Origin of the sequence: Roseburia sp. AF25-13LB, from assembly GCF_003478915.1 — a bacterium.
GTDB lineage: Bacteria > Bacillota > Clostridia > Lachnospirales > Lachnospiraceae > Roseburia_C > Roseburia_C amylophila.
In genome coordinates this window covers 306,079-320,659 of record NZ_QUFO01000001.1, presented here as the reverse complement: position 1 = coordinate 320,659, position 14,581 = coordinate 306,079, and the positions used below count along the sequence as shown (strand labels likewise).

General features: G+C 40.1%; 18 protein-coding genes. 1 reads left to right on the top strand and 17 read right to left on the bottom strand.

The features are described from left to right. Positions 1 to 40: 40 nt before the first annotated feature. The 13 genes from DWY37_RS01585 to DWY37_RS15750 all read right to left on the bottom strand — a co-directional run bounded on the left by DWY37_RS01585 (position 41) and on the right by DWY37_RS15750 (position 11,676). A complete protein-coding gene (locus tag DWY37_RS01585; protein ID WP_118541997.1) occupies positions 41 to 373 on the bottom strand; it encodes a hypothetical protein in 333 nt (110 codons plus the stop codon). Between the two features lie 59 nt (positions 374 to 432). Next, positions 433 to 1,713 (bottom strand): bifunctional phosphoribosyl-AMP cyclohydrolase/phosphoribosyl-ATP diphosphatase HisIE, encoded by a 1,281-nt coding sequence (gene hisIE, locus DWY37_RS01580; protein WP_117841069.1) that lies wholly within the window; start codon positions 1,711 to 1,713, stop codon positions 433 to 435. An 8-nt stretch (positions 1,714 to 1,721) separates the two neighbouring features. Continuing rightward, positions 1,722 to 2,315: an imidazoleglycerol-phosphate dehydratase HisB gene (gene hisB / locus DWY37_RS01575; RefSeq protein WP_117946965.1), complete on the bottom strand. Its 594-nt coding sequence runs from the start codon at positions 2,313 to 2,315 to the stop codon at positions 1,722 to 1,724. Between the two features lie 15 nt (positions 2,316 to 2,330). Further along, positions 2,331 to 3,629, bottom strand: a complete 1,299-nt coding sequence (gene hisD / locus DWY37_RS01570; RefSeq protein ID WP_117841071.1) for a histidinol dehydrogenase — start codon at positions 3,627 to 3,629, stop codon at positions 2,331 to 2,333. 2 nt (positions 3,630 to 3,631) lie between these two features. Continuing rightward, positions 3,632 to 4,285 carry an ATP phosphoribosyltransferase gene (hisG, locus tag DWY37_RS01565; protein WP_117841072.1) on the bottom strand — a complete coding sequence of 218 codons (654 nt, stop codon included), beginning with the start codon at positions 4,283 to 4,285 and terminating at the stop codon, positions 3,632 to 3,634. 2 nt (positions 4,286 to 4,287) lie between these two features. Beyond that, positions 4,288 to 5,481 (bottom strand): ATP phosphoribosyltransferase regulatory subunit, encoded by a 1,194-nt coding sequence (gene hisZ, locus DWY37_RS01560; RefSeq protein WP_117841073.1) that lies wholly within the window; start codon positions 5,479 to 5,481, stop codon positions 4,288 to 4,290. 93 nt (positions 5,482 to 5,574) lie between these two features. Continuing rightward, positions 5,575 to 6,108: a Holliday junction resolvase RecU gene (locus DWY37_RS01555; protein WP_117698628.1), complete on the bottom strand. Its 534-nt coding sequence runs from the start codon at positions 6,106 to 6,108 to the stop codon at positions 5,575 to 5,577. Continuing rightward, entirely contained in the window at positions 6,108 to 6,755 is a 648-nt protein-coding gene (locus DWY37_RS01550; protein ID WP_118541995.1) for a histidine phosphatase family protein, read from the bottom strand. The genes DWY37_RS01555 and DWY37_RS01550 overlap by 1 nt, the downstream gene beginning before the upstream one ends. Positions 6,756 to 6,804: 49 nt before the next feature. Beyond that, positions 6,805 to 7,761: an RluA family pseudouridine synthase gene (locus tag DWY37_RS01545; RefSeq protein WP_118544389.1), complete on the bottom strand. Its 957-nt coding sequence runs from the start codon at positions 7,759 to 7,761 to the stop codon at positions 6,805 to 6,807. Positions 7,762 to 7,773: 12 nt separating this feature from the next. Continuing rightward, positions 7,774 to 9,744, bottom strand: coding sequence for a YgiQ family radical SAM protein (locus DWY37_RS01540; protein ID WP_117698631.1), 1,971 nt, complete (start codon positions 9,742 to 9,744; stop codon positions 7,774 to 7,776). A gap of 4 nt (positions 9,745 to 9,748) precedes the next feature. Further along, positions 9,749 to 10,465 carry a pseudouridine synthase gene (locus tag DWY37_RS01535; protein WP_117946969.1) on the bottom strand — a complete coding sequence of 239 codons (717 nt, stop codon included), beginning with the start codon at positions 10,463 to 10,465 and terminating at the stop codon, positions 9,749 to 9,751. Between the two features lie 110 nt (positions 10,466 to 10,575). Continuing rightward, entirely contained in the window at positions 10,576 to 11,430 is an 855-nt protein-coding gene (locus tag DWY37_RS01530) for a M23 family metallopeptidase (protein ID WP_243092073.1), read from the bottom strand. Positions 11,431 to 11,538: 108 nt separating this feature from the next. After that, positions 11,539 to 11,676: a hypothetical protein gene (locus DWY37_RS15750; protein ID WP_158575638.1), complete on the bottom strand. Its 138-nt coding sequence runs from the start codon at positions 11,674 to 11,676 to the stop codon at positions 11,539 to 11,541. On the opposite strand from DWY37_RS15750, the gene DWY37_RS01525 reads away from it, so the two are divergent. Further along, a complete protein-coding gene (locus DWY37_RS01525; RefSeq protein WP_330417529.1) occupies positions 11,613 to 12,386 on the top strand; it encodes a hypothetical protein in 774 nt (257 codons plus the stop codon). The two genes, DWY37_RS15750 and DWY37_RS01525, sit on opposite strands and share 64 nt — an antisense overlap. 7 nt (positions 12,387 to 12,393) lie before the next feature. Here the strand turns inward: DWY37_RS01525 and DWY37_RS01520 are convergent, their stop codons facing one another. Genes DWY37_RS01520 through DWY37_RS01505 form a run of 4 tightly spaced genes read right to left on the bottom strand, consistent with a single transcriptional unit; the run spans position 12,394 to position 14,576 of the window. Continuing rightward, on the bottom strand, positions 12,394 to 13,023 hold the full coding sequence (locus DWY37_RS01520; protein ID WP_118544390.1) for an ATPase: 630 nt from the start codon (positions 13,021 to 13,023) through the stop codon (positions 12,394 to 12,396). Between the two features lie 12 nt (positions 13,024 to 13,035). Then, positions 13,036 to 13,521, bottom strand: a complete 486-nt coding sequence (gene coaD, locus DWY37_RS01515; RefSeq protein WP_022243856.1) for a pantetheine-phosphate adenylyltransferase — start codon at positions 13,519 to 13,521, stop codon at positions 13,036 to 13,038. A gap of 6 nt (positions 13,522 to 13,527) precedes the next feature. Further along, positions 13,528 to 14,082 carry a 16S rRNA (guanine(966)-N(2))-methyltransferase RsmD gene (gene rsmD / locus DWY37_RS01510; RefSeq protein ID WP_117698636.1) on the bottom strand — a complete coding sequence of 185 codons (555 nt, stop codon included), beginning with the start codon at positions 14,080 to 14,082 and terminating at the stop codon, positions 13,528 to 13,530. Next, positions 14,082 to 14,576 (bottom strand): CinA family protein, encoded by a 495-nt coding sequence (locus DWY37_RS01505; RefSeq protein WP_117946974.1) that lies wholly within the window; start codon positions 14,574 to 14,576, stop codon positions 14,082 to 14,084. The genes rsmD and DWY37_RS01505 overlap by 1 nt, the downstream gene beginning before the upstream one ends. Positions 14,577 to 14,581 lie beyond the last annotated feature (5 nt).

Here is a 14,581-nt window from a genome sequence, read left to right as displayed (position 1 = left end):
TTCTTAAATATCATAATCCGATTTGTGAAAAAAATAACGCTTATATATTTTTTGCAAAATCCGAAATCATCATAACATACTTTTGCAGTTTTGTATAATCATAGTTTTCTTCTAATTGCCGATACATCCATTTGGTATCTTTTTCAGCGGCAGTTCCCGGAAAAGGAAGCTTTCCTTTATCACATAAAACAAACACCACAAAAAGGCAAATACAAAGCAGCCATTTTACTTTCCAAATGGCTGCTTTTCCTGTGTTTATTAACTCCTCGTCCGTGTCTTTCCGTGATTCCGAAAAAGAATTTCTGGCACGAAGAATATATTCCCGTCTGTTTGCAATATAATCCTGTTCCAAATAAATCGCACCTTTCTGCATATCATCGCCTGATTGTTGTTCTGCTGTAATCTATGCAGAAAGTGCAGGAACTATGTATGTTATCTCTGGGCAAGTTCCTGGGTAACATCCTCCCATGTTACGCCTTTTTCTACCATCAATACCATTGCATGATAAAGGAAATCTGAAATTTCATAAATAATCTCTTCCGGTTCCGGATTCTTTGCGGCAATGACAATCTCGGTTGCTTCTTCGCCGACCTTCTTTAAAATCTTATCAATTCCCTTATCGAAAAGGTAGTTGGTATAAGAGCCTTCCTTTGGATGAATCTTACGATCCGCAATAATGGAGTAGACATCCTCAAATACCTGCAGTGGATTTTTCTCAGCATATTCTTTCTTGACAATTTCATTAAAGAAGCAGCTTGGTGCTCCGGTATGACATGCCACGCCAATCTGGGATACCTTTGCAAGAATGGTATCAAAGTCACAGTCTGCCGTTAAAGATTTCACATACTGGATATGACCACTGGTCTCACCCTTCATCCACAACGCCTTACGGCTGCGGCTGTAATAAGTCATCTTTCCGCTGGAAATGGTGGTATTGAACGCTTCTTCATTCATATAAGCTACCATAAGTACTTCATCGGTACGGTAATCCTGTACTACAACAGGTACCATTCCATCCGAATTCAATTTGAAATCACTCCATTTTAATGCCGGAGCAAAATTGTCCATACGGATTCCGCTGGCTGCAAATTCTGTCTTTAATTTCATGATATCCGTCCTTGTATCATTGATAAAAGCGCCACAGATTCCTCTGACATTTTCACGGTTTAATACATCCACCAGTGCATCCTTGTCATAATTATCATACTGAACGACATATGGCAGATTTGTAATATTTTCTACTCCGTCCATCATGGATGGATCAAGAACAATCATTTCATGGAAATATTCATCCAGTTCATCTTTGTGTTTGAATAAGAAATCAATGTTCTTTACAGAAACTATCATACGGTCTTTTCCGAATCGTTTTGCACCTTCCTCCGCCAAAGACATGCTGACAGATTTGGCACCGTTTAAAACAACCTGTTTACATCCGGCATAGATAAATTTCTTAATGTCTTCCAGACGGTTGATATTTCCACCTGCATAAATCGGAATCTCTACAGTACGGAAAATATCTTTTACCGTATGAATATTTTTCTCATGCTCTTCATCACCGGTTGATAAATCATAGATTAAAATCTTATCAATTCCACTGTCATTATAAAGCTTGGTAAGTTCTTTTAAATCTCCTGCAGAACTAAGGTCACTCGGGCTCTTTACTGCCTCTCCGTTTTTCAGATAAATGGTTGCTACTATATTCTTGTGTTTCATATGCTCACCTATAAACTGCCTTTCGTTGATAATATATCGGTAATACGCGGGTCAATGATGGTTGCCTCATCCAATGCCTTTGCAAATGCCTTAAACATGGCTTCAATCATATGATGGTTATTTCCGCCTGTAATGACCTTAAGATGTAAATTCATTCCGGCGCTATAGGAAATGGCATAAAAGAATTCTTTTACCATCTCAGTATCCATATAACCCACACGGTCTGTGGTGAATTCTGCATCAAAGGATAGATACGGTCTTCCGGATAAATCTACCGCACAAAGCACCAGTGTCTCATCCATGGGAAGCATACAGCTTCCAAAACGTTTGATACCCTTTTTGTCACCGACTGCTTTTTTAATGGCATTGCCAAGGACGATTCCGGTATCTTCAATGGTATGATGACAGTCCACCACCAGATCTCCGGTCACTTTGACATTTAAATCAAATAATCCATGTCTTGCAAAGCCATCTAACATATGGTCGAAAAATCCAATTCCGGTATCTGCCTTTGCATCCCCTCTGCCGTCCAAATCAAAGGAAAGGTAAATATCTGTTTCTTTTGTTTTTCTTGTATATTCTGCAATACGTCTTTGTTCCATGAAACAAACCTCCGTTTAGTTTTCGTCTTCAAATCTTACTTTAACGGAATTTGCATGTGCCGTCAACTGTTCGCACTCTGCAAACTGGGCAATATCTTTATATACTTCCTCTAATGCTTCCCTGGAATAGGAAATAATGCTGGATTTCTTAATGAAATCATCTACGGATAATGCAGAGAAGAATTTTGCGGTTCCATTGGTTGGAAGAACGTGGTTTGGTCCTGCAAAATAATCACCAAGCGGTTCACTGCTGTATTCACCGATGAAAATTGCTCCGGCATTTCTTACCTTGGTCATAACTTCAAATGGATTCTTTGTTACAATTTCCATATGTTCGGATGCAATTTCATTTACTGCAGCAATGGCTTCCTCCATATTATCTGCAATTAAAATATATCCATAGTTATCTAAGGATTTCTGGATGATTTCTTTTCTGGAAAGCTGTGCGGTAAATTTTGCTGCTTCCTCAGAAACACGCTCTGCCAGTTCACGGCTTGTGGTAATCAAAATTGCGGAAGCCATTTCATCATGCTCTGCCTGGGATAAAAGGTCGGCTGCAACATATCTTGGATTGGCTGTTTCATCTGCTAATACTAAAATCTCACTTGGTCCGGCGATGGAGTCTATGCTGACATAACCGAATACGGCTTTTTTCGCTAAAGCTACATAAATATTTCCAGGGCCAACAATTTTATCTACTTTTGGAATGCTTTCGGTACCAAAGGCGAGAGCTGCAATTGCCTGTGCGCCACCTACTTTATAGATGCGGTCTGCACCGGCTTCTCTTGCTGCAACCAGGGTAGAAGGATTTACCTTACCATCTTTTCCAGGCGGTGTTGTCATAATAATTTCATCAACTCCGGCAACCTTGGCCGGAACAATATTCATCAGTACGGAAGAAGGATAAACGGCTTTTCCACCCGGTACATAAACACCGACACGGGCTAATGCGGTTACCTTCTGACCTAAGATAATACCTTTATCCTGGCTGTCAAACCAGCTGTTCTGACGCTGTTTTTCATGATAGGTACGGATATTTACAAGAGATTTCCGGATGACTTCAAGGAGCTTCGGATCTACTGCATCATAAGCCTCCTTAATCTCTTCTTCTGTTACTAAAATATTATCTTTATGAATCGTTGCGCCATCAAATCTCGCTGTATAGTCAAATAATGCAGCATCTCTGTTGGCACGTACCGTTTCAATGATTTCCTGTACGCTGGCTTCAAATTTGCCGTAGCTGTTGGGGCTTCTCTTTAAAAGATTCTCTAATATATTACCCTTTGTCTCTTCTGTCAACTCTAAAATACGCATGTTTATGCCTCCTTTAATACCGATTTTAAATCTGTAATTAATTTCGTAATCCGCTCATGTTCCATTTTCATACTAACCTGATTTACGACCATCCGGGCAGAAAGCGGACAAACTTCTTCTAATACTTCAAGTCCGTTTTCACGTAAGGTTGAGCCTGTCTCTACAATATCACATATTACCTCAGAAAGTCCAACAATCGGGGCAAGTTCGATGGAACCGTTTAATTTGATAATTTCTACAGTCTGATGTTTCTTATTATAAAAATAGTCTTTTGCAATGCGCGGATATTTGGTTGCCACACGGATCAGTTCGTGATGCTGTAATAATTCTTTGGATTCTTTTGGACCGCAGATACACATTCTGCATTTTCCAAAGCCCAAATCCAATACTTCATAAATATTTCTTGCTTCCTCTAAAATTGTATCCTTTCCCACAATACCGATATCTGCCGCACCATATTCTACATAAGTTGGTACATCCGGTCCCTTGGCAAGGAAGAAACGAAGCTTTAATTCTTCATTGACAAAAATAAGTTTTCTGGTATTCTTGTCTTTCATTTCTTCACAGGTAATGCCGATTTTTTCAAAAGTCTCTAAGGTTTTATTTGCCAGTCTTCCCTTACCTAATGCAAAGGTTAAATATCTCATATCTTCCATTTCTATTCTCCATCCATAAATGTCAGTTCTGCAATCTGATTTCGCAATGCATATGCTTCATAATCTGCTTTTGATTTATCCATTGCCCAGGCAATCAGTTCCACATTGCAGTCCTTTGCCCTCAGTGCAATGGCTTTCTTTACTGCTTCCCTGCGGTATTCCGGTTTGTATACAATCAGCTGATTGTCATGTTTTACGGTAATCTCAATTTTCTGTCTTGAAATTGCTGCCATTAACTGGTCTACTACAATCGCAAATCCAATGGAAGCTGCATCTTTTCCAAAATAAGTAAGAAGTTTGTCATAACGGCCACCCTTTACAATCGGTTCACCACTTCCATAAGTATAACCGGCAAAAATTACTCCGGTATAATAATGATAGCTGCTTAACATACCAAATTCATAGGTCACATATTTGTCTACGTCATATACTTTAAGCACCGCATCTAAGTCTTCCAGTCTGCGTATCGCTTTATAAACCCTTGGATAATCAGCTGCATAGGTCTTTGCTTCTTCAAAGGAAGATGCATTATCATAAATGGTTCCAAGCATTCCGAATAATTCTTTCAAATTCTGGTTCATGGAGCAGTCGGAAATCTCTTCTTCCACACCAAAAAAATTCTTATTTGCAATCAGTTCCCGGATAACCTCTTCCTGTTCTTCAGAAAGTCCTGCCGCTTCCATTAAGCCACGGAAAAATTCCACATGACCCACACTAATCTGGAAATCCTTTAAACCACTGCTCTTTAATGCGTCAATTGCCATGGCAATCATCTCTGCGTCGGCATCTACGGTATCATCTCCGATTAACTCTGCACCAAGCTGGGTGGATTCCTTTAATCTTCCCTGATAACTATGGTTGTTGATAAAGGTATTTCCCATATAAGAAAGGCGGATTGGCATATCCTCATCCATAAAATATTTCGCGGCAGACCGTGCAATAGATGGTGTAATATCCGGTCTTAATACAAGGGTATTTCCTTCCCGGTCAAAAAATTTATATAATTCGCTGGATGGAATGGTTCCAACTTCTTTTCCAAATATATCGAAAAATTCAAAGGTTGGTGTCTGAATACTGTGGTATCCGTGTCGTTTTAAAGCCTTATGCAGCCGATCCTGCAGCTCTAATTTTTTTTCACACTCTTCATTATAAATATCCCGGACACCCTCTGGTGTATGTAACAATTGATTTTTCATATAAACCTCCAGTTTTTTTCAAAACACTTTAGCGTGCTACCATGCTACCACGGTGAATTGCTTTTCCTAGTATATATTACCTGGAAATAATTGTCAATCCCTTAGCTCCAAATCTTTTTTCAAGCCTTCCAGATAAGGAACCAGGATTCCTGACTTCTTTGGCAGGAAAAATTCCGGATTTAATTCTTCTAACCGGAAGCTCTTCCGTCCGCCATTCTGGGCTCTCTCCCAGAATTCATAAAGCTGTCGGAATGGCATATAGTAAAATTCATCCCGTTGGGTATAAAATATCAGAATAAAGGAAATACCCTGCTGATTTTCAAAATCCTGCATAAACTGAATCTGGTGAGCATGCACATTGGCAAGAGGAAACGTATCGGTGTGACATTCCTTAGCATCAAAGCAGACCGGAATGCCCTGTACTGCCCCGATATAATCTACGGTACTTTTCTGGTCAAAATAGGCAAGGGTAATATGTCTTGTTTCTTTATCAATATTAATTGGTGTAATCGGTGTCGGAATTTTCTGTATCATTGCTAAATTATGCTCTGCATATTTTTCATTGGTCCGGTTGATAAATTCCTCTAACGTAGAACCTCTTAATCCTCTGGAATTCCAAGTTGGCATCAGAGTATACTTCCTTTCTTTTCTTCCGGCAGTGTGTAATAAATTTTATGTTCTTCGAGAATCCTTATTTTCTGATTCTTTACTTCTAATATATTTACACTGCAGTTTGGCTGGTGGCTGTTCCAGAAATCCTTGATTTCAAGTCCTTTTATGTATGCAAGAAATGCCCGGATGATTCCACCATGACAGCAGATGAGCACACGCTTCATTTTTTCTTCCAGTGGAAGGATTTCATGCTTTAAAAAATCTTCCACCCTGCCAAGTAATGCTTCGTAGCTTTCGCCCTGTTCCGTGGCACGATACTGTTCCGGCACATGAAATAAAGCATCAATATTTTTAAGGGCCGGATTCCAGCTGAGATCAGCAAGCTTCTGTCCTTCCCCTTCTCCGAAGTTCATTTCACGGATACGTTCATCATAGGAAATCGGGGTGTCCGTTCCTCGCAGAATAATCTCTGCCGTCTGTCTGGCACGAATTAACGGACTGCAATAACAGTAGTCAAAAGTCAGTCCTTCGTTTTGGAATCCCTCTTTGGTCTTTTCGGCTAATTCCAGTCCGAATTCATTTAATGGAATGTCAAGCGTTCCCTGTATCAGTCCTTTTTTATTGTAATCGGTTTCTCCATGCCGCATCAGATATACTTTCATCTTACTTATTCATCCTTCCTGTAACATCCGTAGTCTTTTGTTAAAATAATTACTGCTCTATGGCATTCTGATTTGCATAACAAATAGCCTTATTAAAATCATCCGGTGGAGCTGCTTCTACACATCTGCCATCTGCAAATATCATCCGGTAAGCATGTAAAAGCTGATGTTTTACGCCGGTGCGTTCCCGGTAAAAATGATTGATTTTTTCATTACCATATTTACTGTCTCCGATAATCGGATGACCAATGGATGCTAAATGGGCACGGATCTGATGGCTGCGTCCGGTAATCAGATGCACCTGCAGCAGTGTGACATCCTGATATACTTCCAGTGGCTCATACTCGGTTTCGATACAGAGTGCATCCTCTGTTTTTTCCTTTGAAATAAATACACGATTCTGCCTTTCATCCTTCATAAGATACCCCTTTAAATGCTGCGGTGCAGTAATGCATCCGGCTACCAGGCAGAGATAATATTTCTTTACGGTTCTTTTTTTCAAAGCCTCGGATAAATCCTGCAATCCCTTTAACGTCTTTCCGGCTGTCAGAAGTCCTGAAGTATTGCGGTCAAGACGGTTACATACGGACGGTCGAAAGGTCCGCAAATCAGTTTCCTTAAGGGCTCTGCTTTGAAGAAGATATCCGATAATATATTCGTTGGCGGAAATATCGGATGGCTGTGCCTTCTGTGACAGCATTCCGGCAGGTTTATTGATGATTAAAATATCTTCATCTTCATAAACGATATCCAGTGCTGTGGTTGGAAAACTTTCTTTCACCTCTGCTCCTGCAAACTTATCATAAGTTTCATCTGCTAAAAACAGCTTTACTTCATCCATGGCTTCCAGTTTTTCAGAACCATCTGCCTTTTTTCCATTTAATACAATATTCTTCTTCCGAAGCATTTTATAGACAAAGCTTGACGGTGCTTCTTTTAAAAGCTTTTTTAAATATTTATCAAATCGTTGTCCTGCTTCATTTTCTTTAATGATAAATGTTTTCATAACATATCCTTACTATTTCTTTTTATGAACGGTTCGAATTGTATGCTTCTTCTTCGTATTCTGACTGGAAGTCTTTCCCGAATATTTTTCTGTATTTCTGGAATTTCCAGTTTTATACTTTGTCTGATTTTGATTCAGTGTCCGCTTCGTCTTTTTCTTATCCGAAAATGCTTCTTCTTTGGCAAGCTTTCTTGGACGGATGAGGCAATGGGCATCAAAGCCGATTAAATCCGTCCGGTTCGTCTTAACTAACGCTTCATGCACCAAATCATAATTTTCCGGATTACGATACTGTATCAGTGCACGCTGCATGGCTTTCTCATGCGGATTGGTTGCTACATATACCGGCTCCATGGTCCGCGGATCTAAACCGGTATAGTACATACAGGTCGATATGGTGGATGGGGTCGGATAGAAATCCTGTACCTGCTGAGGCATATAACCTAAATCTCTTAAATACTCAGCCAAATCTACTGCCTCCTGCAGGGTCGAACCAGGATGGGAGGACATCAGATATGGCACCAGATACTGTTTTAATCCTAACCGTTCATTCATATCATGATACTTGCGGACAAATTCATTATAAACGGAAACGGGAGGTTTTCCCATTTTCTGTAATACCGGGTCTGAAATATGCTCCGGTGCCACCTTTAGCTGTCCGCTGACATGATATTTACAAAGTTCTTCCAGAAAATTATTTTTCGTATCACATAAAAGATAGTCAAATCGGATACCGGAACGGACAAATACTTTTTTCACGCCTTTGATATTCCGTAATTTACGAAGAAGACTGATATAATCACTATGGTCAGCAACAAGATTTTTACATGGTGTCGGGAACAGACATTGCCGGTTCTTGCAAACTCCCTTTGTGAGCTGCTTCGTACATGCCGGTGCCCTGAAATTAGCAGTCGGACCACCTACATCATGGATATATCCTTTAAAATCCTTATCCTGTGTCATCTTCTTTGCTTCTGCAAGAATGGATTCATGACTTCTGGTCTGAATAATTCTGCCCTGATGAAAAGTTAAGGCACAGAAGCTGCAGCCACCAAAGCAGCCACGGTTACTGACCAGGGAAAATTTTACTTCTTCGATAGCCGGTACACCACCATCCTTTTCATAGATTGGATGATAGGTTCTCATATATGGCAGTGCGTAGATATCATCCATTTCCATCTGGGTCAATGGCTTTGCCGGTGGATTCTGTACGACAAACATTTTCTCATCATAGGTTTCATAAATTCTTCTTGCCGTAAAAGGGTCTGTATTCTGATACTGAAGGTAAAAGCTCTTGGCATACGCTGTCTTGTCCTCTTTGATTTTATTAAAAGACGGCAATTCCAAGGCATCATAAATATCTTCTTTATTTCGGGTCTTAAAAACAGTTCCATCGATATAAGTAATATCCTTTACCGCAAGACCGGAAGCTAACGCATCTGCAATTTCAACAATGCTGTGCTCGCCCATTCCATAAGAAATCAAATCAGCACCGGAGTCCAGAAGAATGGAACGTTTTACCTTATTAGACCAGTAATCATAATGCCCAAGTCTTCTAAGACTTGCTTCAATACCGCCGATAATGATTGGATTATGTTTATAGGTCTGACGGATCAGATTGCAGTAACTTACCACTGCATAATCCGGGCGTTTTCCCATAACGCCACCCGGTGAAAATGCATCATGGGCACGTCTCTTTTTCGATACAGAATAATGGTTTACCATGGAATCCATATTCCCACCGGAAACTAAAAAGCCAAGCCGTGGCTCGCCCAATATGGTTACGCTTTCCTTGTCACGATAATCCGGCTGTGCAATGATACCCACGGTATAACCATGTGCCTGCAATATTCTACTGATAATAGCATGTCCAAAGGAAGGATGGTCTACATATGCATCTCCGCATATATAGACGAAATCCAGCTGCTTTATCCCTGCTTCTTCCATATCTTTTCTTGAAATTGGTAAAAAACCGTTCTGCATCTTCTTATCCTTCCTTTAATGCCTGTAATTCTGACTCCGTCAATGGGCGATACGCTCCTGTTGCCAGAGTTTCATCCAGCTTTAAGCTTCCCATGGAAAGCCGTTTTAAATAAATGACCTTTTTTCCTGTTTTTTCAAACATCCGCTTAATCTGATGATATTTTCCTTCGGTAATAGTAACTTCAATTTCTGATTCTGAATCACTTTTTAAAATCACAAGTTCAGCAGGCTTTGTGAGGTTTTTCTCTCCGATATCAAGACCCTTCCGAAAAGCCGCAACATCTTCAGCAGTCACTTTTCCTTCTATTCTGGCATAATAAGTTTTTGCCACATGTTTCTTCGGAGATAAAAGCTCATGAGCCAACGCACCGTCATTGGTGATAAGGAGCAGCCCTTCCGTATCCTTATCCAGTCTGCCTACCGGAAACAAATCTTTTCTTACAGCATCTTCTATGAAGGAAACTACAGTTGGAAAATGCTTATCTTCCGTGGCACTGACACAGCCGGCAGGCTTATTTAGCATATAATATTCCCATTGGGAATAATTAACCTTTTCGCCTTCGAGGTTAACAATATCCTTTTCCGGTGAAATCTTGTATTCCGGACGTTTGATGATTTCTCCATTTACGGTAACACGTCCCTTGGAAATATATGTTTTCACCTGACTCCTGCTTCCCTTGCCCATTTCTGTTAAAAATTTATCTAATCTCAAATCTTTCATTCTGATACGTTCCTTTACTACTCTGATTTGGCAGACACCGCGATAACTCGAGAAGCTCGCAAAGCGTGTTTCTTATAATTCAAATCCTAATTTAAATCCTAATTTAAATCTTAATATTGATAATGTAATATTTTCTTCTCCTGATAGAGATATTGCAGGATGGAATAGGAATTTACACTAAACTCCCGTTTATTTTCATCATTTAAATAAATTCCAAAATGAAGATGCACATCAAAATTACCGACGGTTCCTTCTGTCTTAGAATATCCGGTATCTCCCATAAATGCAATCAGCTCTCCGGCATGAACCTCGTCTCCGATGGAAAGTCCCTCTGCATAATCCGACAGATGTGCATAGTAGAAATATGCTCCATGAGGACTCCGGATTCCGATACGGTAACCCCCAAGTTCCAGCCAGCCCATCTGCTCTATGGTTCCATCGCAGACACTGATTACCGGGTAATTTCCCCGCTCATTGATATCTGCCATAATATCACAGCCTTCATGTCCTCTGTCTCCACCATAAGTGCGGCTCTGCATCCAGGTGTCTCCAAAAGTTACTTTTTTCTCTTCGTCCCAGATGGTATCCGGAACCGGGAAATAGACAATGTCAGACCAGATACTGTCTAAATAGGCTTCCTGCTTTTCAATTTCTTCTTTATGAAAATGCAGCAATCTTTTGTATACATCTTTTAGCTCGTTTTTTTCTGTTAAATCTGAAGCATAATATGCCAGAAGATACCGGGTAAATGTCATATCTTCCTGAGCCTCACCTTCTTCAGACTCATATTTCCTGAATTTTAACACCGTTTCCGGAGAGACTTCCTGATTCCGAAGTTTCTGAAAGAACTCCTGTTGTTCAAATGCTATATAAAAGGCTGCCCGCTTTTGAATCTGCTGTAACAGGCTGCAGTCTATGACAACCAGCAAAAAAAAGAGAATAATGACACAAATTTTCTTCTTCATAATAATTCGCATAAAAGTTATTTTATACAATATATTGAACTATGAAAAAAACTATTTCTCTTCTGATTCTTTTTTTGTGCTTAATATTATTATTTTTGCATCCCATGCTTACGGTATCTGCCGCAGCAAATGGCCTAATGCTCTGGTACCAGAATATTCTGCCTGCATTGCTTCCTTTTGCCATTCTATCCGATATTCTGATTTCATCCGGGATTTTTTATCATATTTCAGGAATCCTCTATCCATTCATCCATCTCCTGATTCCCTGCAGCAGAAATGCCTGTTTTCCACTTCTGTCAGGGTTTCTATTTGGTTTTCCTATGGGAAGCCGTATCTGTGCACAGATGTTAGAAGAAAATCAGTTGTCGAGGGAAGAGGCTGTCATTCTCTTTGCCATCTGCAATAATATCAGTCCCATGTTCATTGCAAGCTATATTGTTCACGATACACTCCGGCAGGACGGTCTTTTATTACCGACACTTGGGATCCTCTATCTGCCGCCCCTGATTCTCTGCCGCATTCTCTATACTTTTCAGCGTAATAATCTAACGCAAAAAGAAACGGCACCACGATTAAAATTAAACTTTTCAATCATAGATGCCGGTATCATGAACGGTTTTGAAATTCTTTGTAAACTCGGTGGATATATCATGCTCTTTTCTATTCTGTTAGAACAGATTACCTTTTATGTGCCACAAAAGCTCTTACAATTACCACTTTGTATTCCATTAGAAGTTACAAATGGAATCCGGCAAATTTCCGAAGAAGCTCTCTCTCCACAGCTTGCTTATGCCTTAATTTTAAGTCTTACCGCTTTTGGCGGATTATGTGGCTTCGCCCAGACCTATTCCATGGTTGCAAGCCAGAAGCTCTCCATGAAATATTATCTGCTGGTCCGAATCAGTCTTGCATTCTGTGCTTTCCTTCTGGGGTACATGATATATCCGGCAGGATAAATATATATTACTCTTCCGGAATCTCATTTGCCGGTGCTTCCTGTGTGGCAGGCTCTGCTGTTGTTTCCTGTTTTGCCTGTCCGGAAGAAGCATCTTCTTCCTCTGGAAGCAGTTCATTCCGGTTTGCCGTCACAACATCCAGACAACCCTGAAGGGTATGAATCAGATTATCATATCTTGCCTGTGAACCTTCAATGGCATGACTTAAAATTTCTTCAATATTCTTAAGACTGCTGTCCGTATACTGAATTGCACCCATACGGATATTATTGGCATCATTGGTTGCTTTATCAAGAATCTCCTGTGCCTGCTTGGTAGCAATCATAACAACCTCATTTGCCTGGGCATAAGCCTGTTGCATAATCTGGTGTTCACTGACAAGCTCGCTGGTCTGTACCTGTGCCTGAGCAATGATGGCATCTGCTTTTGCCTGGGCATCTGCCAGAATAGCTTCTTTGTTGCTGATAATCTTCTGATAACGCTTGATTTCTTCCGGCGTTTTCATTTTTAATTCCGTCAGAAGTTCTTCTAACTCATCCTTATTAACAACAATTTTCGTACTGGATAATGGCTGATATTTGCAATTATCAATATATTCTTCGATTTCTTCTATGATTTGTTCCATTCTGCTACTCATCGTCCACACTCCTTATTTTTTGATATTATATTTATCATAAATCCGCTCTATAAACTGTGGTGGGACAAAATGCGAAATATCGCCACCATAAGAAGCATATTCCTTTACAATTGTAGAGCTGAGATAGGAATATTTTACATTCGTTGTAAGAAATACCGTATCTATCTTTGGATTTACACGATGGTTCGACTGTGCAATCTGAAGTTCATATTCAAAGTCCGTTACCGCACGCAATCCTCTGACGATAATGGTTGCATCAATTTTTTCCATAAAGTCAACTAAAAGACCATCAAAAGAAGCAACTGTTACATTCGGCATATCTTTTGTTATCTCTTTTAACATACTAACACGTTCATCTAAAGAAAACAACGAGTTTTTTGCACTGTTATTTAAAACTCCCACAACCAGCTCGTCCACTATTTTCGAAGCACGTTCAATCATGTCAACATGACCATTTGTGACCGGGTCAAAGCTGCCCGGATAGATTGCTTTTTTCATCATAGGTTATTCCTTTCTGGATATAAAGGCATGTAAATTTGTCTTATATTTTTTGCATTTATCAAGTGTAAAACCAAGCTCCTCAAGATACTCAAAACCAGTCTTTAGGGACGCTTCTACAATAATTACCGTATCTTCATCTACCAGGGTCGATTTCGAAAGCAGCATCAGCACATCCTTTTCCAGCTCCTGATTGTAAGGTGGATCCATGAAAATAATCTGGAATGCCCCTTTTCCTTCCAGACTCCGGATAGCTGCCATGACATCCATCTGCAGTAAACGACACTGGTCATTAAATTTGGTAAAGTTAATATTATCCTGTATACATGCTGCTGCTTTTTTCCCACTTTCCACAAAAACAGCTTCTTTCGCTCCACGACTGACAGCTTCCAATCCAATCTGTCCGCTTCCTGCAAACAAATCTAAGAACCGGCAGTCCGCAATCTCGTATTGCAGCATATTAAAAAGCGTTTCCTTAATACGGTCTGTTGTCGGTCTTGTGTCTATCCCTTCAATTGTTTTCAATGGAAGGCTTCTTCCTTTTCCGGCTATTATTCTCATTAAAATCCCTCTTTTATCAGTAAATCATTCAGTTCCTGCAATGCCGTCTCCACCGCATGCATACGCACTTCACTACGGTCTCCGGAAAATACATAACGTATAACTTTCACAAAATCATTTATTTTATAACCAATGTATACCAGTCCTACCGGAAACTTTTCACTTCCACCGCCAGGACCTGCAATACCGGTTACTGAGATTCCGACATTCGTACCGGCAACTTTTGTTACGCCACGAACCATTTCTTCTGCTACTTCTTTACTTACTGCAGTGTGTTTCTGCAAGGTCTCTTCCGATACACCTAGTACTTTATGCTTTACCGCATCCGAGTAAGTGATATAAGATTCTTCCAGCACATCCGAAGCACCCGGCACATTAATCAAAGTTGCGGCTACAAGTCCTCCGGTACAGGATTCTGCGGTAGCAATGGATAAATGATTCTCCGCCAGCCGTTTTACAATTTTATCTTCCAGATTTTCCTGTCTTTTTTCCATGGGAA